Here is a 20,028-nt window from a genome sequence, read left to right on the forward strand (position 1 = left end):
GAAGCGGTCCTGATAATCGCAGGCGGGTACGAATCGTGCACCGCTTTTGGCGTCTGGCGCATCGGGTGTTGTGCACTCGTTATGCCTGCGTCCCAGTCATCCCTTCCGCCCCGTGTGTCCTGTCGGCGCGCAGACATACCCATATGCTTCAGAAAGACTCCAAAGTTGGGCATTCTTCGCATGTGGTGACCTTGGACGTACGGCCTCAGCTGCTCGACGCACTTTCCGCCCTGCGCGACCGTGTCGCCGCCGCACGCTTTCCGCTGCCCCTGGCAGGGGCTCCACGCGCGCGTGCCAACCGCGACGAACTGCTCGCACAGCTCGACGACTATTTGGTGCCCCGGTTGAAGGAACCCGAAGCACCGCTTCTCGCCGTCATCGGAGGGTCCACCGGCGCCGGCAAGTCGACCCTCGTCAACTCTCTCGTGGGGCGCCGGGTCAGCGAAGCGGGCGTCCTGCGCCCGACGACCCGGACACCGGTACTGGTGTGCCATCCGGAGGACCATCACTGGTTCAGCGGCATGCGCGTGCTGCCCCAGCTCACACGCGTGTGGATGCCCCATCAGGAGCCCGGCGACGATCTCCCCGCCCCCACCGAACGCGGAGAGCGGGTGCTGCGCATCGAGACCGCCGACACGCTCCCCCGCGGCCTCGCCCTCCTCGACGCGCCCGACGTCGACTCCCTGGTGGCCGACAACCGGGTGCTGGCCGCCGAACTGATCTGCGCGGCCGACATCTGGGTGATGGTCACGACGGCCGCGCGGTACGCCGACGCCGTGCCGTGGCATCTGCTGCGTACGGCCAAGGAGCAGAAGGCGACCCTGGTGACCGTCCTGGACCGGGTGCCGCACCAGGTGCTGTCCGAGGTCTCGCGGCAGTACGGAGCGCTGCTGTCCAAGGCGGGACTCGGTGAGGCGCCCCGCTTCACGGTGCCCGAACTTCCCGAGTCCGCCTGGGGCGGCGGTCTGCTGCCCGCCACGGCCGTCGCCCCCCTGCGTACGTGGCTCACGCACCAGGCCCAGGACCCGGGAGCCAGGCACGGCGCCGTGGCCCGTACGGCCCATGGCGTCCTCGACTCCCTGAAGGCCCGGATGCCGGAACTGGCCAGTGCCACCGCCGCGCAGTACGCCGCCGCGACCCGGCTCACCTCGGCCGTGGACGGCGCCTACGACAGCGAGCACGCGCGCGCGAAGGGGCGTCTTCAGGCCGGTGCCGTGCTCGCCGGGGACGCTCTCAAGCGCTGGCGCGCCTATCCCCTCGACTGCACCGCCGAGGAATTGCTGGACGCGCTCGTGGAAAGCCTTTCGGCCCTGCTGCTGTGCTCCGTCACGGCCGCCGACGAACGCGTGGACAACGCCTGGCGCCGGGAACCGGCCTCGGGCGCTCCGGAGCTGACGGACCGTGATCCGGCGCTGGAGAGCGCGGAGCACCGGATCGGTCTGGCCGTACGACGCTGGCGGCGCGTCCTTGAGGAGTACGCCGAGGACGAGGTGCGCGACCTCGACAAGAGCGTGGCGCCGGACTCCGCGGTGGTGGCCGCGCTGGTCGCCACCGCGCTCCTGGGCGGCCGCAGGGCGCGCAGCGCGGGCGAGGGGCTGGCCGAGCGGATCGGGGCCCACGGCGCGCTGCGGCTGCGCGACAAGGGCGGCCGGCTGCTCACGGAGCTCGTCGACAAGGCACTGCACGCCGAACGCGAACGGCGTCTGGCGCCCCTCGAAGCGCTCGAGGTCCATCCGGAACCCCAGGCCGAACTCATCGCCGCGCTGTCCGTACTTCAGAAGGAGAGGTGACCGCGGTGACCGCCGTCACTGACCACACAGATCAGGCCGACCGTCCCGGAGACGGACGCCAGGGCGACAACCCTCCCGGAGACGACCGTCCGGAGAACGGCGGTCCCGTGGAGGACCGTTCGGAAGGGCGCGCCGAAGACCGCTCCGGGGACCGCCCCGAAGGCGGCGTCCGCGAAAACCCCCCTCCCAGGGCGGACGCCACGACGCACGACCACACCGACCGCGCCGCCGACCGCGCCGAGCATGCCGACCGCGCCGGCCGTGACGCGGCGGCCGGGGCCTCCAGGAGCGCTCGGGGCGACCGCCAGGAGGACCCCCCGGCCGGCGGCACGGCCCGTTCCGGCACCCGGGCCCCGGAGGACGCCGTCGGAGCCCCTGGACGGGCCGGTGGGGGCGTCGAGCGGAGCGGGAGCGGCACGGCCGCGCGGAGCGACGGTACGTCCGCACAGAGCGCCTCACGGAGCGACGGTACGACCGGACAGAGCGCCTCACGGAGCGACGGTACGACCGGACACGGCGCCCCGCGGAACGACGCGACGGCCGGACGGACCACCCCGAGCAACGCGTCCGGAGCCGAGCCCCACGCGCGCGATGAGGGCGGCGATCCGGCGCGCGCGGAGGACGGCCCCGTCTGGGACGACGGCCTCATCGCGCGCCGCGTGAGCGAGGCGGCCCCCGCCCGGTACCAGACGCCGTTGGCGGAGACCAAGGCCGCCGCCCCCGCGGTTCCGGCCCCGCTCGCGTACGACGCCCCCCTGCACGCGCGCCTGGACGCGCTGCGCGAGCTCGTGGGCCTCTCCCGCGCGCGTCTGGACAGCGGGACGCTCGCCGAGGCCGGCCGGGTCCTGGAGGAGGCGGCGGCGCGCCGCCGCCTCTCCGGGGAGCACACCGTCGTCGCCATCGCCGGAGCCACCGGCAGCGGCAAGTCGCAGCTCTTCAACGCGCTCGCGGGCGTGGCGATCTCGGAGACCGGCGTCCGCAGGCCGACCACCTCGGCACCCATCGCCTGCACCTGGAGCGACGGCGCGGCCACCCTCATCGACCGGCTCGGCATTCCCGGGAGGCTGCGCAGGCGGCCGTTGCAGAGCGCCGAGGCGGAGGCGCAGCTGCGCGGCCTGGTCCTGGTCGACCTGCCCGACCACGACTCGGCGGCCGTCCAGCACCGCGAGCAGGTGGACCGGGTCCTGGGCCTGGTCGACGCGGTCATCTGGGTGGTGGATCCGGAGAAGTACGCGGACGCCGTCCTCCATGAGCGCTATCTGCGGCCCCTGGCGGGGCACGCGGAGGTCACCTTCGTGGTGCTCAACCAGGTCGACCGGCTCCCGGGCGAAGCAGCCGACCAGGTGCTCGACGATCTGCGGCGGCTGCTCGACGAGGACGGCATCGCGCTCGGCGAGTACGGCGAACCGGGCGCCACCGTCCTGTCGCTGTCCGCGCTGACCGGGGCCGGGGTCCCCGAACTGCGCGAGTGCCTGGGCCAGTTCGTGGCGGAACGCGGGGCCGCCGCACGGCGTGTCTCGGCCGACGTCGACGCCGCCGCGGCCCGGCTGCGGCCCGTCTACGCGACGGGGCGGCGGGTCGGGCTGAGCGAGGAGGCGCGGGACGAGTTCGCGGACCGGCTCGCGGACGCGGTCGGGGCCGTGGCCACCGGCGAGGCCGCCGAGCGGTCCTGGCGCCGCAACGCCAACCGCGCCTGCGGGACGCCGTGGCTGCGGCTGTGGCGCTGGTATCTGGAGCGGCGTGAGCCCCCGACCGGACGTCTGCCCGTGCGCGCTCCCGCGGACGAGGAGGCCACCGCGCGCCAGCGCGTGGAGCAGGCGGTACGGACGGTCGCCGACCGGGCCGCGTACGGGCTTCCCGCGCCCTGGGCGCAGGCGGTGCGCGAGGCGGCCGTACGGGGCGCCCAGGGGCTGCCCGAGGCGCTGGACGACATGGCGGCGCGCGCGACGGCACCGGCGGGACGTCCGCCGAGGCCGGGCTGGTGGCCCGTCGCGGTGCTGGCGCAGGCCGCCATGACGATCGTCCAGGTCGTCGGCGGGCTCTGGCTGGTGGGCCAGATCATCGGGGTCATGTCCCCGAATCTCGGGGTTCCGGTGCTGCTGATGCTGTCGGGCATCGTCGGCGGACCCGGCGTCGAGTGGGCCAGCAGAATGGCCGCCCGCGGGCCGGCGCGACGCTACGGCCTTGAGGCGGAGAGACGGTTGCGCGAGGCGGCGGCGGGATGCGGGAGGGCCCGGGTGCTGGATCCCGTGGCAGCGGAGCTGCTGCGCTACCGCGAGGTACGGGAGCAGTACGGGCGGGTCGTCGGGGCGCCGACGGTGGGTGCCCCGGTCGGCTGACGCGTCATCGGGGCGCAGGCGGGGGCCGCCCCGGTCGGGTGACGCACCGTCGGGGCGCCGACGGCGGACGCCCCGGTCGACCGACGCGCCATCAGGGCGCCGGCGGCGGGGCGCCGGCGGCAGGTCCCCGGTCGGGTGACGCGGTTTTCCACAACCCTGCGGCGTCCCACAGCGCCGAGCGGGTCCGGCCCGGCGGAGGCAGTCTGATCCCGCGGCGATCGCAGCGCATGCGACCGCCGCGGCAGACGCAACCGCACGGGAGGGATTCACGATGAACGAGACGATGGTGTGCGCGGTGGGCAATGTGGCGACACGGCCCGTGTACCGGGATCTGGCGAACGGCGCCTCGGCACGGTTCCGGCTGGCGGTGACCTCGCGGTACTGGGACCGCGAGAAGAACGGGTGGACGGACGGGCACACCAACTTCTTCACGGTGTGGGCCAATCGCTCCCTCGCCACGAACGTGGGGGCCTCGGTGTCGGTGGGCGATCCCGTCATCGTGCAGGGCAGGCTGAAGGTCCGCACCGAGACGCGGGACGGGCAGAGCTGGACGTCGGCGGACATCGACGCGGTGGCGATCGGTCACGACCTGTCCCGCGGTACGTCGGCCTTCCGCCGCCCGTCCAAGGAGGGCGAGCCGGCTGCGGCGCAGCGTCCCGAGCCCAGTTGGGAATCGGACCCGGACGACCGGCCGGAGGGTGCGTCCCAACCGCGGCCGGAACCGGTCGGGGTGACGTGATGTCAGAGAGGGACCTGATCTGACCGAACTGCGGCTTATCGACAAGTACACGGTGAACAGGCCACATGGATTTGTCGATAAGCGCAGCTCACGGAACTGATCGCGATAACGATTCCGAGTCGGATCGGTTATCGGACGACATGACCGGGGGGAGCGATGCGGCGCTTCTTTAGGATGCCGAACACAGCTTTCGGGGCTTCTGATTCTGCTGGCGGGACCGTCCCCCATGTCAAAGGGTCCTGCGTGAAGGGGAATTCTGTGTCTTCTGCGTTCTCTGTCTTGTCCGCGCGAGGGCGAGGGGCAGCCCGTCTCGCCGCCGCGGCCTTGGTGTGGGGGCTCGCCACCGCGGGGACGCTCTCCGCGGCCGGCACGGCCGCCGCCGACGAGATCCCGCAGAACCAGGGCGGAGCGACCGCCACCATCGGAGACCTGAAGACGTACGGCTCCGCGGTCATCCACGAGAACGGCGAGGACTCCTGGGTCTCGGCCGGCCTGTTCGAGATGACCGTCGAGGACGGCGGCATGCTCCAGACCTACTGCATCGACCTCCACAACCCGACCCAGCGCGACGCCAGATACGAGGAAACCTCCTGGAGCGGCACCTCGCTGAGCGGCAACAAGGACGCGGGCAGGATCCGCTGGATCCTGGAGAACTCCTATCCGCAGGTGAACGACCTGGCGGCGCTGGCGGACAAGGCCGGTGTCACCGGCCTCACCGAGCAGGACGCGGCGGCCGGCACCCAGGTCGCGATCTGGCGGTACTCGGACGGCGCCGACGTGGACGCCGCCGACCCGCGGGCGGAGAAGCTCGCGGACTATCTCCAGAAGAACGCGCAGAACCTCGCGGAGCCCGAGGCCTCGCTCACGCTCACCCCGGCGGCGGTCTCCGGCCACCCCGGTGAGCGGCTCGGCCCGGTCACGGTCCACACCAACGCGGGCAGTGTGACGGTGACCCCGCCCACGGGCATCGCCGCGGGGGGTGTGAAGGTCGTCGACAAGGACGGCAGGCCGGTCACCTCCGCGACGAACGGCAGCCGCCTCTTCTTCGACGTGCCGAAGGACGGCGCGGACGGTTCCACCGCCCTGACCGTGCAGGCCTCCACGACCGTGCCGGTGGGCCGCGCCTTCACCTCGGAGACCCGCAGCCAGACGCAGATCCTGGCCGGTTCCAGCGAGTCCACGGTCTCCGCCGACGCGACCGCGAACTGGGCGGCGAAGGGCGCGATACCCGCCCTGTCCGCCCGGAAGGACTGCGCGAAGAGCGGCGTCGACATCACGGCCGCGAACAAGGGCGACCAGGCGTTCACGTTCGAACTGCTGGGCGTCGAGCACACCGTCGCGGCGGGCGCGTCCCAGACGCTCACGATCCCGCTCCAGGAGGACCAGGCCTACGACTTCACGATCGGCGGCGCGGACGGCCTGGGCAAGCGGTTCAAGGGCGTGCTGGACTGCAAGACCCAGGGCGGTACGAGCGGCCTCTCGGCCCAGACCCTCAGTGAGCCGAGCCCGGCCTCCGTGGGCGGCTCCAGCGGGGGCACCGACCTCGCCGAGACCGGTGGCTCCGGACTGACCCCGATCATCGCGGGCGCGGCCATCGCCCTCGTCGTGATCGGCGGCGCCGTGGTGGTCCTCCTCGGCAGGAAGCAGACGCCGCCGCAGGCCTGACGGCGGGGCACCGGCCGGGGGCCACCCGGCCCAGCGACCCAAGGGCCCAACGGCCCGGCGAACCGACTTCCAAGGGGCCCGGCTGCCCAACAGCCGGGAACCAACGGTCACTTGAGGCCCGGGCCGACTGACGGGTCACCCCGCGCCCCACTCCCCGCGCCCCACTCCCCGCGTCCTGGTCACGCGGTGAACCGCCGCCCCGATCGGCGCGTTGCCGGGGCGGCGGTCACGACGGGAGCTAGGAGCGGGTGCTCCGGACACGCACGACGGCGAAGGCGGCCGCGAGCAGGCCGAGGACACCGACGATCAGACCCGCGGTGCCCAGGGCCCGGGCGGTGGAGTCACTGCTCGTGCCGCTCGCGGTCGACTTCTCGGCGGCCGAGGACGCGGACGAGGACGAGTCGGAGCCGGAGGCGCCGGTGCCGGCCGAAGCGGGCTCCTCCGCCGCACCCTTGGCGGTGAGGGCGAGCGCCGGTGCGGGGCTCTCCGGCTCCTCCTGGCCCTTCTGCTGCTGCTCGATCCAGCGGACCACCTTGCCGTCCGAGTAGGTCTGGAGGGTCTTGAAGGTCAACTGGTCGACGTCGTCAGGGAGCTGGCCGAAGGCGACCTGGAAGTCCTGGAACTCGCCGTGGCGGATCCGGCCGCCGGTCCAGGTGATCTCGGAGACGGCGTCCGTGATCGTGCCGTCGTCGGTCTTGACGGGCTTCTTCAGCTTGACGGTCGTCGCCTTCGCGGTCCAGCCGGCCTGCGGAGTCACCAGAACGCCCAGGAGGGGGTGATCGGTCGGCAGGAAGATCTGCACCTTGGTGGTGCTCGCGGTGTCCTCCTCGTTCGGGACACGGAAGCTCAGGAGGCCGTCCGTGGCTCCCTTGGCGTAGCTCTCGGGGTGGACCGTCACATGCGCCGAGGCCGCGCCCGCGGCGGCCAGGACGCCCGCGGTGACGAGGGCGGCGACGGTGCCGGTGCGGCGCAGGGTGGTGCTGGTCGAGGACATCTGGGGAACTCCGTACTGAGGGGGAACAGGGTCAGGGCGTGGGAGCGAGCCCTGCCGGCGGTCCCCGGCGCGAGACGGCGTGACGCAGCAGCGCACGGCCCGAAGGCCACGGCTCGGCCGGAGTGCGGCCCGCGGTGTCCCCGTACAGGCGCACCGGACGCGCGCCCGTCCTCGTCCTCCACCACGCGGCGAGCCCCGGCACGAACGACACGGCCCGGCGCAGCAGGGACCACAGGGCGGCCTCGCCGCGCCGCAGCCACCAGGTCGCCAGCAGGGCGGCGACGACGTGCGCGGCCGTGGCGTGCGGGGTCAGGGCGTGCGCGGACGGCTGCGCCATGTGCATCCCGGGCATGGTCATCGCCATGCGCGGCCCGGCGGCCTCGAAGCCGAGGTGGAGTCCGGCCTGTGCGACCAGCATGGCGCCGGCCAGGCCGGGCAGGGACCGTTCGCGGCCGCCCAGCGGGCAGCCGGCGGCGAAGACGGCGAGGAGTCCGGCGCCCTCGGCCCAGAGCGGCGGCGCCTGTCCGGTGGCGAGCAGGTGCCCGCCCGCGGCCAGCAGCACGCACAGGACGGCGAACACCGCGGCGCGCAGACTCCGTACCGCCGGCGACGCATTCATGGTGCCCAGATACTCCCATGGGGCGCCCGTGGCCGTGCGGCTTCCCCCCGGGGTCGGCGTCACGGTCCGCCCGGCTCCCGCGGGCGCGGCTCGGGTAGGGTCCCGATGAGTCTGGAAGGGATCCCCCCATGCGTCTTCGTTGTGCCGTGCTGGACGACTATCAGGGCGTCGCGACGCGAACCGCCGACTGGTCTCCCGTCGCGGACGCCGTGGAAGTCACCTGTTTCGAGCGGCACTTGGGCGACGAGGACACGCTGGCCGCCGCGCTGGCGGACTTCGACATCGTCGTCACGCTGCGCGAACGCGTGCCCTTCCCCGCGTCCCTGCTCGCGCGGCTGCCCCGGCTGAGGCTGCTGATCGCCTCCGGGATGCGCAACAGCGTGATCGACTACGCCGCGGCCGAGGCGCACGGGGTGACCGTGTGCGGCACGCCGAGTTCCTCGACTCCCCCGGTCGAGCTGACCTGGGCACTGCTGCTCGGTCTCGCGCGGGGGATCGTCACGGAGAACGACGCCCTGCGGGCGGGCGGTCCCTGGCAGAGCACCGTCGGCGCCGACCTGCACGGCCGCCGGCTGGGGCTGCTGGGGCTCGGCAAGATCGGCGGCAAGGTGGCCCAGGTGGGGCTCGCGTTCGGTATGCGGGTCGGCGCGTGGAGCCAGAACCTCACCGAGGAGCGGGCGAAGGAGGTGGGGGTGGAGCTCGCGCCGTCGAAGGAGGAGCTGTTGTCGGGCAGCGACTTCGTCTCCGTCCACCTCGCGCTCGGCGAGCGCACCCGGGGGCTCGTGGGCGCCGCCGAACTGGCCCTCCTCAAGCCGACCGCCTTCCTCGTCAACACCTCGCGTTCGGCGATCGTCGACCAAGAAGCCCTGCTGGCCGCGTTGCACGCGGGGCGGATCGCCGGAGCGGGCGTCGACGTGTTCGACGTCGAACCGCTGCCCGCCGGCCATCCGATGCGCTCGGCCCCGCGTCTGCTGGCCACCCCGCACCTCGGTTATGTGTCGCGGTCCAACTACGAGACGTACTACGGAGCGGCCGTCGAGAACATCCGGGCGTTCCTGGCGGGCACGCCACTGCGCCGCCTCGGCTGACCACGACCGCGTGCGCCACGCGGGCCGCGCCGGACGAACGGCTGCTCCCGCGGCTCCTGTTCGAACACCGATCCCCTGGTGGGCGCCCGTGACCAGGTGTGGACGGACGCGTTGAACGGGGCGTGCGGTCGCGTCCGAGCCATCGCACTCATCGACTCTTAAGGAGAACGTGATGTCTCGCATCGCGAAGGCCGCCGCAGTGGTCGTGGGCACGGGCGCCGTGGCCCTCAGCGGCGCCGGTATGGCCATGGCCGACGCCGGCGCCCAGGGCGCGGCCGTCGGCTCGCCCGGCGTCCTGTCGGGCAACGTCATCCAGGCGCCGATCAACGTGCCGGTCAACGTGTGCGGCAACACGATCGACGTCGTCGGCCTGCTGAACCCGGCCTTCGGCAACACCTGCGTGAACGGCGGCGGCCACCTCAAGCAGCACCACCCCCACACCACGCACAGCAGCCACGGCTCGCACGGCTACGGCAGCTGAGCGCAGCAAGCGCGAGGCCCCGGCGGGAAGTCACCGCCGGGGCCTCGTCGTCTCCGTCGCGTGGGGGGCGTACCCGTCGCGTGGAGGGCGTACCCGCCGTGTGGGGCGTACCGCGGGATGCGGTTACGCGTAGCGGTAGATGTGGCTGTGGTCCTCCATCGACTCCGGCGTCACGCCCCACGGGGGCATCTTCTCGCGCCGGGCGACGATACGCCGGTACTGGGCGTCGCGAGGACCCGGGGGGCGCTCGGGCAGATAGCGGGCGCCCTGGTGCCGCTTCTGCCAGCGGGTCCACTGGAGGTCGACGAAGGCGTGGTGCAGCCAGAAGGCGGGGTCGTTGACGGAGGCGCCGCCGAGCATGTGGCCGCCGACCCAGCGGTGGACGCGGTTGTGGTTCTCCCAGGTGGCGTTCCCCGTCCCGTGCCCCCAGCCCTCCAGCCGGTTCCGGAAACCGCGGGTGGTCGTCGAGTCGTAGGGGGCCGTGTCGTAGACGGCGTCGTCCAGGGCCGCGTTCAGCGCGGCCCGGGTCGGCAGCTGGATCGGCTTGCCCGGGCGGCCGAACTCCCGCATGAGGAACGCTCCGTCGGTCACCCCCTCCTTGATCGTCCACTTGCCGTGGGCGTAGGCGAAGGGGCCGGTCATGACCTGCCGGTCCGAACGGCGCCCGTTGCCGCCGAGCAGGTCCTTGGTCCACGGCGCCGAGGTCGCCGTGCGGTCGCGCGTCCAGTCCCAGTACGGCACGCTCACCCCGGAGTCCACGCGTTGCAGCGCCTGCTCCAGGTCCAGCAGGAAGCACCGGTGCCAGGGCAGGAACGAGGGCGCCATATGAGCCGCGCGCAGCCCGCCGTCGCCGTCGGAGACGTAGTAGTCGATGTGCCGGCGGACGAACTCGTCGTACTCCCCGCGGCGTTTCACCTCCAGCATCGCGGTGACGAAGCGGCGCCGCTCCGCGCTCGTGAGGGTGCTGACGTTCTTACGCGCGTACACCATGGTGGTGGCCACTCCCCTCCGTGCCGCTCGCCCGCCCGCCGTTCATGCCGGCCATGCCCGCCATCCCTCTGAGGTGTTCGGACGGGCCCAGTTGGTCGACGGCCGCGCGGGCCGCCGCCAGCGGTGTCGGGTACGACTCGTAGTGGTCCACCATGCTGAGGTAGCTGCCGTCCGCCCGGCGCATCAGGTGCAGGGGGCGGCCGTCCACCGTGACCTGCCACTCACCGCCGGCGTACGCGGCCCGGCCGTCCGCGCCGCTCCTCGTGCCGAGGATGTGCCGGCCGCGGTACATCTCGTCGAAGGACCGGTCCGGGGAGCGGCGCGGCGGCCGTGATGCCGCGACGACGGGGGCCAGCGCCACGCCGACGGCCGATACGAGCAGTCCCCGCATCGCGCCGCGCCGGGTCAGCGCCAGTCCACCCGCCACCCGTTCCGTCCTGCGGCCGCGCTCCGGGGCGGCGGGCACCCGGCCCCGCCCGCGCCTCGGTACTCTGCCCGGCATCCAGCTGGCGAACATGCTTCTCTCCTCGACGGGTTCAGGCTGTTTCGGTCGGCCTCGGGAAGATCGGTCGACGGCGACGGCGGGCCGTCGGCACGCGAACGCCCCCGCGCCGCCCCCGCGGCTCGGGGTCCGTATCGCGTAACGATTCCGGGAACGTCATCGGATCAAGATTCCCCCGACGGACACATTAGTCTTCCGATAGGCGGATTCAGCTCGTCCAGAAATCCCACCAGCGGGTGAGGATCAGCATTCCGACGATGCCGATGTGCAGCGCCGGGAGAACCCAGGTGAACTCCGTGAAGAAAACCTTCAGCCATTCCGGTGCGGGCAGGAAATTGTTCCGTACGTTGAAGGACGTGACGTACCAGAACATGATGATCGTGGCGACCCAGGCCAGGCAGCACCACAGGCACAGCGCGTTGATCCGGTAGAACGACTGGAACTGGAGCCAGCTGACGAATCCGACGCCGAACAGCGTGCCCGCGTCGAAGGTCAGCCAGTACCAGCGGGGAAATCCCGCACCGGTCAGCAGGCTCACGCCGACACAGATCACCACGCTGTAGGCGACCAGGCCCAGCATCGGGTTGGGGAACCCGAACGCCGACGCCTGCGCGCTCTTCATGACGCTGCCGCAGGAGACCACCGGGTTCAGGCTGCACCCCGGGACGAAGTTCGGGTTCTCCAGCAGCTTGAACTTGTCGATCGTGATGACCCACGCGGCCAGCAGACCGGCGGCCCCGGTGACGACCATCAGCAGGGCGAAGGCACGGCTGCTGCCGGCGGTGTGCCCGCGCGCGCCCCGGTCGCCTCCGCCCGTCTCCGGTCCCGCGGCGGCCGTCATCAGCGACGCAGGCTGCGCGCGGGCAGCAGCACGTGGGACGCGCTGAGCAGCGTCTCCTCGTCGCCCGCGAAGGCCGTCAGGTCCTCGGCCGCGACGGGCTTGCCGGGCTGGGCCACGGGCCAGGCGCGGGTGGCGAACAGGAAGTAGGCGTAGCCGCGTTCCCCCACCGCGGCCAGCCACTCCGGCGGCGCGAGGCACTGGGCGTTGAGGTGCGGCATGCTGACGACGGCCTGGCCGGCCTCGACGAGCAGGGTGAGCGGCAGGCTCGGATGCCGGGATCCGTCGATGAGCGTGTCACCCACGGGCAGTCCGTTGTCGATCAGCAGCTGCCGGATGGCGGCCGCCGATCCCTCGGGACCCCGCTCACCGTCTCCGAGCGAGTAGGCGAGGAGATAGGGCATGTCGCCGTCGGGTGCTTCCCCGCTGAACGCCATGACGGCGAGCGTGCCGAGATCGGCGTCCTGAAAAGGGCGCATTTCGCTTGAGGTCGAGGTCATTGCGGAACCCTATCGATGCGGCCGTTCGGGTTCCCGGCCGAAATCACCCGACCGGGCGATACCCGGGAGCGTGACCACACGAATGAGGTACGGGGCTCGAACAGCGCGAAGGGCCGATTCCGGGTCCTCGGAATCGGCCCTTCGCACCGACGGCCGTACGGTGTCAGTGGTTGATGCAGGTGTTCCCGAAAGTCGGGTTCAGCAGACCGATGACGTCGACCGTGTTGCCGCAGACATTGACCGGGATGTGAACCGGAACCTGAAGGACGTTGCCCGACAGGACACCCGGGGAATTGACCGCGGCACCCTCGGCGCCGGAGTCCGCGGCGGCACTGCCCGCGGCAGCACCCGCGGCCATTCCGGCGGTGGCGAAAATAAGAGCGGCCTTCTTGGCAGTGTTCATTGTGATTCCTTTCATCGGAGCATTTACTCAGAGCCTAGGGAAATGCTCGCGGGCATTGCGGAAAGACACGCGCGCAAGGGTTGGGACTAACCCTGAAGGGGAAGCCCGCCGAGGAGCTGGGCCGGGGAGGCGGTCGTGTTCAGCGTCTTCGTCGCGCCGTTCACGCCGTTGAGGACGGAGCCCTTGTTCTCGCTGTCGAGCGCGTTCGACTGGTGCTGGAGGGGAAGGACGTCCTGCACGCTGAGCGAGTGCTGGCTGGTGACGGTCTCCAGGGCGCCGTTGAGGCTGGAGGGCGTCAGGCCGGAGGCTCCGGCGGCGAACGCGGGCCCGGCGGCACCGGCGGCGGCCAGGGAACCGGCGATCACGGCGGCGGCCTTGAGGGACTTCATCGTGTTCCTTTCTTCGGCGACCGGCGTCGCCGGAGGGAATTGCTCGGTGCGCTGCCTAACGAGCCCCGAACGCGACGGAAACTCCGCGTGCGGACATTCCTGCAATCACCCGGCCGCACAACCCGGTTCACTCCCCGGCGCACGGACCGGCCACCGTAGAACCGACAACGCGGGACCGGACCGGCCACCGAAGAACCGTCAACGCGAACCGGCAGCCGCCCGATCCGTCAATGCGGTACGGCCGCCGTCCGATCCGTCAACGGCAACCGGCCGCCCACCGGTTCGACAACGCGGACCGGCCGCCCTCCGTTCTCGGGAGGGCGGCCGGCCGGAAGGGTCCGCGACGGCGTCAGCCGTTGACGCAGGTGTTCCCGAACGCGGGGTTCAGCAGACCGATGACGTTCACGGTGTTGCCGCACACGTTGACCGGGATGTGAACGGGAACCTGAAGGACGTTGCCCGACAGGACGCCCGGGGAGTGGGCGGCCGCGCCGTGCGCGCCGCTGTCGGCAGCGGCGATGCCGGCGGTGCCGGCGACGGCGGCGGCGGCAACGGAGGTCAGGGCCAGGCCCTTCGCGATACGCGACATGGAGAAGTGCTCCTTGGAAATCGACACAACATCCGGGCGGGATGCCCGGCTCCGAGTTCAACGCGCGGCGCACACGGGGGTTGTGCCTCCAAAGGAGTGATGTCTCGGACGGTCGCACTCCACCATTCCGACACACTTCACAGCTTCAGGTGACAAAGCGGGACACGGGCTAGAGTCGGGCTCTCCGAGGGCGTCCGGAAGCGGGCGCCGAGGGGCGCCGGGGGCTCGCGGGGAGCCGACGCGTACGTGTCTGATTCTCGGATTTTCCGTCCGTCCGCTGGTCCAGAACCTTTTCCCCGAAAGGGCACCGCCGGTCATGCGTACTTCCCCGACCCTGCTGCTGCGCCGCGCGTTCGTGGGCTGTTGCGCCCTCGCCGCCTTCTGGACCCCGGGTGCCCCCGCGTCGGCGGGTACGCCCGTGCCGGGGGAGGCGCTCGTGCCGGCGGAGGCGGTCGTGTCCGCGGGAACACCCGCCGGCGGAGCGCCCGCCCCGCAGGCGGAGGCGCTCCCCTTCACGCCGCGGTACCGCGCACTCCAGCACGGCGGGATCGTCCGGGCCGCCAACTCCTCGATCAGCTGCCGGAGTTCCACGAGGTCCGCCCTGCCCCACGGCTCGTCGAGAACGGCCGGGGTCACCCGCGCGGCGACTCCCTCCTGCCTCGCGGTCCGCCGGGGCGCCCCGGCCGCCAACGGCGACTTCGACATGCTCTACATCGACGTCGACCACGACCCGAACACCTACAACTCCAGCCGCGCTGAAGTCCGTCTGCCGAAGGGCGCCAGGGTCACCTACGCGCGGCTGTACTGGGGCGGCAACCTCCGCGTCGGCGAGCAGAAGCCGCCGAAGGACGACGGACGGGTGCTGATCGCCGAGCCCGGCGGTGCCTACAAGGTGCTGCGCGCGGACCGTGTGGCCGGACATCGGACGGCCCGCGGGGCGGACGCGTTCCAGGCCTCGGCGGACGTCACCCGGCTGGTGCGGGCGAGCGGCTCGGGCCTCTACACGGTGGCCCAGGTCAATGTGGCGAAGGGCCGGTCCGCCGCCGGGGCGTGGGGCGGCTGGACGCTGATGGCCGCCTACGAGAAGCGCTCGGAGCCGCTGCGGCAGCTCGCGATCTGGGACGGCTTCGGGACGCTCGGCCCCGGCGAGGAGCGGGTGATCCCCTTCGGCGGGCTGCGCCTGCCAGGACGGGTGCGGGGCCGGGTGGGCCTGGTCGCGTACGACGGCGACCGAGGACGTACGGGCGACTCGCTGTCCGTCTCGACGGGCCACGGCACGCCGACGGCTCTGGGCGATTCCGCCAACCCCCGTGACGACGTGCTGAATTCGACCATCAGCGAGCCCGGGCCCCGCGCCGCCGGGCGGGTACCGGCGTACGCGAACACACTCGGCTACGACTCGGACGTCCTCGAACTAGGCACGGAGATCCGTGGCGGGGGTGACCAGTTGGCCTTCCGGATCGTTTCGCAGCGGGACGCGGCCTGGGTCGGAGCACTGTTCGCCGCCGTCGACGCGAAGCAGTGACGCGCGAACCGGCGCGCCGCCCGTCAGCGAGGAACCGCGCATGCATCTGCCAACAGACCCTCCGCCGCGGGTCCTTCATGTCACGCAGCCGGTCGACGGCGGTGTCGCCCGCGTGGTCGCCGACCTCGTCGGGGCGCAGCTCGCCGCCGGAACGCGGGTGAGCGTCGCCTGCCCGGACAACAACGCCTTCGCCAGGGAGGTCCGGGCGCTCGGCGCGGACGTGCGCCCCTGGCACGCGACGCGGGCACCGGGGCCGCAGCTGGCGCAGGAGGTGAGGCGGCTCGGCCGGGTCCTGGCACGGGTGCGGCCCGACGTGGTGCACGCGCACAGCGCGAAGGCGGGGCTCGCGGCCCGGCTCGCCCTGCGGGGACGGGTCCCGACGGTGTTCCAGCCGCACGCCTGGTCGTTCGAGGCGGTCGACGGTGCCGCCGCGGCGCTCGCACTGCGCTGGGAACGGTGGGGAGCGCGCTGGGCGGCCCGGGTGGTGTGCGTCAGCGAGGCGGAGCGCGCGACCGGCGTACGAGCCGGAGTGCGCGCCCCCTGGAAGGTGATCCCGAACGGCGTCGACCCCGGGCGTTTCCACCCGGCCTCCGTGGACACCGTACGAGCCGGACTGCCGCTGCTCGCCGGGGTCGATCCGGCGGCTCCGCTGGTGGTGTGCGTGGGGCGGCTGTGCCGGCAGAAGGGGCAGGACATCCTGCTCGACGCGTGGCCCACGGTGCTGCGGCGCGTGCCCACGGCGCGGCTCGTGCTCGTCGGGGACGGACCGGACGCCACGCGGCTGCGCGCCGGGGCGCCGCGTGACGTGCTGTTCGCCGGGGCCGCCGCCGACGCGGTCCCCTGGTACCAGGCCGCCGATCTGGTGGTGCTGCCGTCCCGCTGGGAGGGCATGGCGCTGGCCCCGCTGGAGGCCATGGCCTGCGGGCGCCCGGTCGTCATGACGGACGTCGACGGCGCCCGCGAGAGCCTGCCGCCGGACCACGACACCCGCTGTCTGGTGGCCACGCCCGAACCGGCGCCGCTCGCCGAGGCGATCGGCGCGCTGCTGGCCGATCCCCTGCTGCGCGAGTCGCTCGGCCACCAGGGGCGCCGCCACGTACTGACCACGCACGACGTGCGCCTGACGGCCGACGCGGTCGCGGGGGTGTACCGCGACCTGCTGTCCGGCCGACCACCGCAGCACCCCGGGAGCGTCCTGTGCACGCACCCCGGGAGCGTCATGTGCGCGGACCACACCGAGTGCAGGGAGTCCATCCACTCGTGACTGCGGAAAGCACCGTTCCCTCCCCCGGCGGCCAGCCCTGGGAGTACGGATCCTCGTCCGTCTCGGTCATGCCTTCGCGGGAGACCGACGGCGGTTTCAGATTCCCCGCCGGGCAGCGGAACACCGTCCGGCGTACCTCGTGGCTGCCGCTGGCCGCCATGGACGCCGTCGCGGCGCTGGTGGCCGGACAGACGCCCAGCGAGATCCAGCGGCACCCGCTGATCCTCGTGGCCCTGCTGCTCGGAGTGCTCTCCCTGAACACGCGGGCGGCCCTGTACCGGCCGGTGCCGCTGCCCGCCCTGCTCGACGAACTGCCCGCCGTCTGCGCGCGGATCGCGGTCACCTGGTGCGCGCTGGCCGCCGCCTTCGCCGCGTTCGCCCCGGACGGGGCGCTGTCGGCCCGGACGCTGGCCCTGGGGTGCGCCGCACAGTCGCTGATCAGCTGCGCGGGCCGCGGCACGGTGCACTGGCGGCGCCGCCGCGCGCTCGCCCGGCACCCCGGTGCCGCTCTGGTCGTCGGTCCCGCCGGGACGGCGCAGCGGGTGGCCGCGGCCTTCCTGCGCCGTCCCGACTGCGGGGTACGGCCGGTGGGTGTCGTCTCCGACCGGCCGACCGGCCTCGACGGACTGCCCGTGCTCACCACCGGCGAGGAGGTGCAGCGGGCGCTCATCCAGAACGGTGTGCGGGCCGTGCTCGTGGTGGAACCGCCCGGCCGGCGCGGGCCCATGCTGCGGGCGCTGGCGCTGGCGGGCTGCGAGCTGTGGGAGGTCGACCCGGACTGCCCGTCGTACGACCGTGAGGGCCGGCACACGCTGGCCGGCTTCGCCTGCCGTCCCCTGTCGATGAGCGGCCGCAGGGCGGGTGTGGGGAAGCGGTTCCTCGACATCGCCGTCTCCGGAACACTGTTGCTGCTGGCCGGTCCGCTGCTGCTGGTGTGCGCGGCCGTCCTGCGGCTGACCGACGGACCCGGGGTGGTGTTCCGGCAGGAGCGCATCGGCAAGGACGGACGGCCGTTCACCCTGCTGAAGTTCCGCACCCACCGCCCGGTCGACGCGCACGAGGCCGCGACCCGCTGGAGCGTGGCGGGCGAGCAGGAGATGAGCCGCTTCTGCCGCTTCCTGCGGCGCACCTCGCTCGACGAGCTGCTCCAGCTCCTGAACGTCCTGTGGGGGGACATGAGCCTGGTCGGGCCGCGCCCCGAACGGCCTTACTTCGTGGCCAAGTTCAGCCAGACCTACCCCGGCTACGCGGCCCGTCACCGGATGCAGACCGGCATCACCGGACTCGCCCAGGTGCACGGGCTGCGCGGCGACACCTCGATCGAGGACCGCTGCCGGTTCGACAACGCGTACATCGACAACTGGTCGATGTGGCAGGACATCTGCATCCTGCTGCGCACGGCCGCGGCGCTGGTGCGCCCGACGGGGAGCTGAGCCGGTGAGCCAGGTCCTGCCCGCCACTCCCCTGGACCGTCCGACCGCCGCCCTGCGGCGCGCGCTGCCGGTGCTGCCCGTCGTCGCGGTGATCGCGCTGCTCGCCCTGCCGATCGCGCCGAGCGGCGAGGGCGGAGCGAACATCGCGGACGCCATGTCGGGTCTCGTGGTGCTCTGCTGCGCCCTCCATCTCCTGCGGACCCGCCGTCGCCCCCTGTCCGCGACCGCGGCCCTGGTCCTCGGGCTCCCGGTGGTCGGCATCTCGGTCGCGGCGGCCGGCGCGGCGGACCCGGGGGCCGGGATCACCGGCCTCACCCGTTACCTCCAGATCTTCGTGCTGGTGCCGGCCGCGGTCCTGCTGCTCGTGCGCGACCGGCGCGATCTGCGGCTGCTGGCCTGGTCGTTCGTCGCGCTGGCGCTGTGGCAGGGGGCGGTCGGGGTACGGCAGTACGTCACCGGGACCGGCGCCTCCTACCAGGGCGAGGACGTCCGCGCGGTCGGCACGTTCGGGCCGACCGACGTGATGGGCATGGCGACGGTGGTCGCCTTCGGGCTGGTCTGCGCGGTGGCCCTGGCCCTGGGAACGGCCGACGCACGGCAGCGTTCCGTCGCCGTGCTGTGCGCGCTTCTCCTGCTGCCGCCGCTGGCCGTCTCGTTCAGCCGGGGAGCGTGGATCGCCACCGCCGTGGCCTGCGGGGCGCAGCTGGTGCTCGCGGGGCTGCGGCGCGCGGTGAAGGTGGTCGCGGCGCTGGCGGCGGCCGGGATGATCCTGGTCGGCGGCCTCGGCTTCGGCAGCGCGATGCTCCAGGAGCGGATCGCCAGCATCACGCAGGTCACCGACGCGCCGGACCAGTCGGTCACCGACCGGTACACGATGTGGGCGGCGGCGGCCGGCATGTGGCGCGAGCACCCGCTGACGGGCGTCGGGCTGAAGGGCTTCCCGGACAACCGGGACGGTCACGCCTCGCTCGCGCTCTCCTCGGGCAGCGACATCGCGGGCGCGGGCGCCGCCTATCACAAGCAGGCGCTGCTCTCGCCGCACAACATGTACCTCCTGGTGCTCAGCGAGCAGGGCCTCGTCGGGCTGCTCGCCCTGGGCGGCAGCTGGCTCGCGCTGCTGGTGTGCGCGCTGCGCGGACTGGTTCGCGTACGCCGTGCGCCACGGGACGCCACGCACCCCGGCCCCTCGGCCCGACCCGGTCACGCCGAGGGCGGCGCCCCGGGCGGCACGGACTGCGGGCTCGTGGCGTGCGGGCTGCTCGTCTGGCAGCTGGTCGACTTCGTGTACGCGGACATCGGCGGCCCCTCCACGGTCCTGACGGCCGTCGTCTTCGGCGTCATCGGCTGGTGGGCGCTGATGGACCCGTCCGCGTCCCCCGCCCCCGGCACGCCGGCACCGGCCGGCGCCGTACGGGAAGAGGCCACGGCCCGATGACGGTGACGCCGCCGAGGGCGGGGAAGGGCCAGGACACGGGACCGGGCTCCGGGACAAGGGCCGGTGCGGGAACCGGGATCGGTGCGGGAACCGGGATCGGTGCGGGAACCGGGGTCGGAGCCGGTTCCAGAGCTGGGGCTGGTGCCGGTTCCAAAGCCGGGGCCGGAACCGGTTCCGAGACCGGTGCCGGGGCCGGTTCCAGAGCCGGGGCTAGTGCTGGTTCCGAGACCGGTGTCGGGGCCGGTTCCAAAACCGGGGCTGGTGCCGGTTCCGAGACCGGTGTCGGGGCCGGTTCCAAAACCGGGGCCGGAGCTGGTTCCGAGACCTGTGTCGGGGCCGGTTCCAGAACCGGCGCTGGTGCCGGTTCCAAAGCCGGGGCTGGTGCCGGTTCCGGGACCGGGGCCGGACCCAGGGGCGTCGAAGGTGCCGAATTTGGTGGCGTCGG

General features: G+C 72.9%; 19 protein-coding genes. 10 read left to right on the forward strand and 9 right to left on the reverse strand.

Annotation, left to right across the window (positions count from 1 at the left end):
* Positions 1–182 precede the first annotated feature (182 nt).
* The 4 genes from WJM95_RS11015 (at position 183) to WJM95_RS11030 (ending at position 6,533) form a co-directional block, all read left to right on the forward strand.
* On the forward strand, positions 183–1,790 hold the full coding sequence (locus tag WJM95_RS11015; RefSeq protein WP_339129412.1) for a dynamin family protein: 1,608 nt from the start codon (positions 183–185) through the stop codon (positions 1,788–1,790).
* The gene (locus WJM95_RS11020; protein WP_339129413.1) at positions 1,787–4,129 is read left to right on the forward strand and encodes a GTPase; all 2,343 of its coding nucleotides are present in this window, start codon (positions 1,787–1,789) and stop codon (positions 4,127–4,129) included. The genes WJM95_RS11015 and WJM95_RS11020 overlap by 4 nt, the downstream gene beginning before the upstream one ends.
* 271 nt (positions 4,130–4,400) lie before the next feature.
* A complete protein-coding gene (locus tag WJM95_RS11025) occupies positions 4,401–4,868 on the forward strand; it encodes a single-stranded DNA-binding protein (protein WP_339129414.1) in 468 nt (155 codons plus the stop codon).
* Positions 4,869–5,126: 258 nt separating this feature from the next.
* A complete protein-coding gene (locus WJM95_RS11030; protein ID WP_339129415.1) occupies positions 5,127–6,533 on the forward strand; it encodes a Cys-Gln thioester bond-forming surface protein in 1,407 nt (468 codons plus the stop codon).
* A 238-nt stretch (positions 6,534–6,771) separates the two neighbouring features.
* On the opposite strand, the gene WJM95_RS11035 is transcribed toward WJM95_RS11030, so the two are convergent.
* Together WJM95_RS11035 and WJM95_RS11040 are read right to left on the reverse strand one after the other, a co-directional pair.
* The gene (locus WJM95_RS11035) at positions 6,772–7,527 is read right to left on the reverse strand and encodes a YcnI family protein (RefSeq protein ID WP_339129416.1); all 756 of its coding nucleotides are present in this window, start codon (positions 7,525–7,527) and stop codon (positions 6,772–6,774) included.
* A 31-nt stretch (positions 7,528–7,558) separates the two neighbouring features.
* Positions 7,559–8,146, reverse strand: coding sequence for a hypothetical protein (locus tag WJM95_RS11040; protein WP_339129417.1), 588 nt, complete (start codon positions 8,144–8,146; stop codon positions 7,559–7,561).
* 128 nt (positions 8,147–8,274) lie between these two features.
* Here WJM95_RS11040 and WJM95_RS11045 point away from each other — a divergent pair, with 128 nt between their 5' ends.
* Together WJM95_RS11045 and WJM95_RS11050 are read left to right on the forward strand one after the other, a co-directional pair.
* On the forward strand, positions 8,275–9,234 hold the full coding sequence (locus WJM95_RS11045; protein WP_339129418.1) for a D-2-hydroxyacid dehydrogenase family protein: 960 nt from the start codon (positions 8,275–8,277) through the stop codon (positions 9,232–9,234).
* 172 nt (positions 9,235–9,406) lie between these two features.
* Positions 9,407–9,715: a chaplin gene (locus WJM95_RS11050; protein WP_339129419.1), complete on the forward strand. Its 309-nt coding sequence runs from the start codon at positions 9,407–9,409 to the stop codon at positions 9,713–9,715.
* 123 nt (positions 9,716–9,838) lie between these two features.
* Here WJM95_RS11050 and WJM95_RS11055 read toward each other — a convergent pair whose 3' ends face one another.
* The 7 genes from WJM95_RS11055 to chpG all read right to left on the reverse strand — a co-directional run bounded on the left by WJM95_RS11055 (position 9,839) and on the right by chpG (position 13,926).
* Positions 9,839–10,705, reverse strand: coding sequence for a tyrosinase family protein (locus WJM95_RS11055; RefSeq protein WP_339129420.1), 867 nt, complete (start codon positions 10,703–10,705; stop codon positions 9,839–9,841).
* On the reverse strand, positions 10,689–11,096 hold the full coding sequence (locus tag WJM95_RS11060; protein WP_339135471.1) for a tyrosinase family oxidase copper chaperone: 408 nt from the start codon (positions 11,094–11,096) through the stop codon (positions 10,689–10,691). Before WJM95_RS11060 ends, WJM95_RS11055 begins: the two co-directional genes overlap by 17 nt.
* Before the next feature lie 319 nt (positions 11,097–11,415).
* Positions 11,416–11,958, reverse strand: a complete 543-nt coding sequence (locus WJM95_RS11065; RefSeq protein ID WP_339135473.1) for a vitamin K epoxide reductase family protein — start codon at positions 11,956–11,958, stop codon at positions 11,416–11,418.
* Between the two features lie 89 nt (positions 11,959–12,047).
* Positions 12,048–12,545: a DUF5949 family protein gene (locus tag WJM95_RS11070; RefSeq protein ID WP_339129421.1), complete on the reverse strand. Its 498-nt coding sequence runs from the start codon at positions 12,543–12,545 to the stop codon at positions 12,048–12,050.
* A gap of 163 nt (positions 12,546–12,708) precedes the next feature.
* Entirely contained in the window at positions 12,709–12,903 is a 195-nt protein-coding gene (locus WJM95_RS11075; protein WP_339135475.1) for a chaplin, read from the reverse strand.
* Between the two features lie 131 nt (positions 12,904–13,034).
* A complete protein-coding gene (locus tag WJM95_RS11080; protein WP_339129422.1) occupies positions 13,035–13,337 on the reverse strand; it encodes a hypothetical protein in 303 nt (100 codons plus the stop codon).
* A gap of 349 nt (positions 13,338–13,686) precedes the next feature.
* A complete protein-coding gene (gene chpG, locus WJM95_RS11085; RefSeq protein ID WP_339129423.1) occupies positions 13,687–13,926 on the reverse strand; it encodes a chaplin ChpG in 240 nt (79 codons plus the stop codon).
* Between the two features lie 316 nt (positions 13,927–14,242).
* Between chpG and WJM95_RS11090 the strand changes: the two genes are divergently transcribed.
* Genes WJM95_RS11090 through WJM95_RS11105 form a run of 4 tightly spaced genes read left to right on the forward strand, consistent with a single transcriptional unit; the run spans position 14,243 to position 19,583 of the window.
* Positions 14,243–15,451: a DUF3344 domain-containing protein gene (locus WJM95_RS11090; protein WP_339129424.1), complete on the forward strand. Its 1,209-nt coding sequence runs from the start codon at positions 14,243–14,245 to the stop codon at positions 15,449–15,451.
* A 40-nt stretch (positions 15,452–15,491) separates the two neighbouring features.
* On the forward strand, positions 15,492–16,715 hold the full coding sequence (locus WJM95_RS11095; RefSeq protein ID WP_339129425.1) for a glycosyltransferase family 4 protein: 1,224 nt from the start codon (positions 15,492–15,494) through the stop codon (positions 16,713–16,715).
* Positions 16,712–18,148: a sugar transferase gene (locus tag WJM95_RS11100; protein WP_339129426.1), complete on the forward strand. Its 1,437-nt coding sequence runs from the start codon at positions 16,712–16,714 to the stop codon at positions 18,146–18,148. The genes WJM95_RS11095 and WJM95_RS11100 overlap by 4 nt, the downstream gene beginning before the upstream one ends.
* A gap of 52 nt (positions 18,149–18,200) precedes the next feature.
* The gene (locus WJM95_RS11105) at positions 18,201–19,583 is read left to right on the forward strand and encodes an O-antigen ligase family protein (protein ID WP_339135477.1); all 1,383 of its coding nucleotides are present in this window, start codon (positions 18,201–18,203) and stop codon (positions 19,581–19,583) included.
* Positions 19,584–20,028 lie beyond the last annotated feature (445 nt).

It is taken from the genome of Streptomyces sp. f51, assembly GCF_037940415.1.
GTDB lineage: Bacteria > Actinomycetota > Actinomycetes > Streptomycetales > Streptomycetaceae > Streptomyces.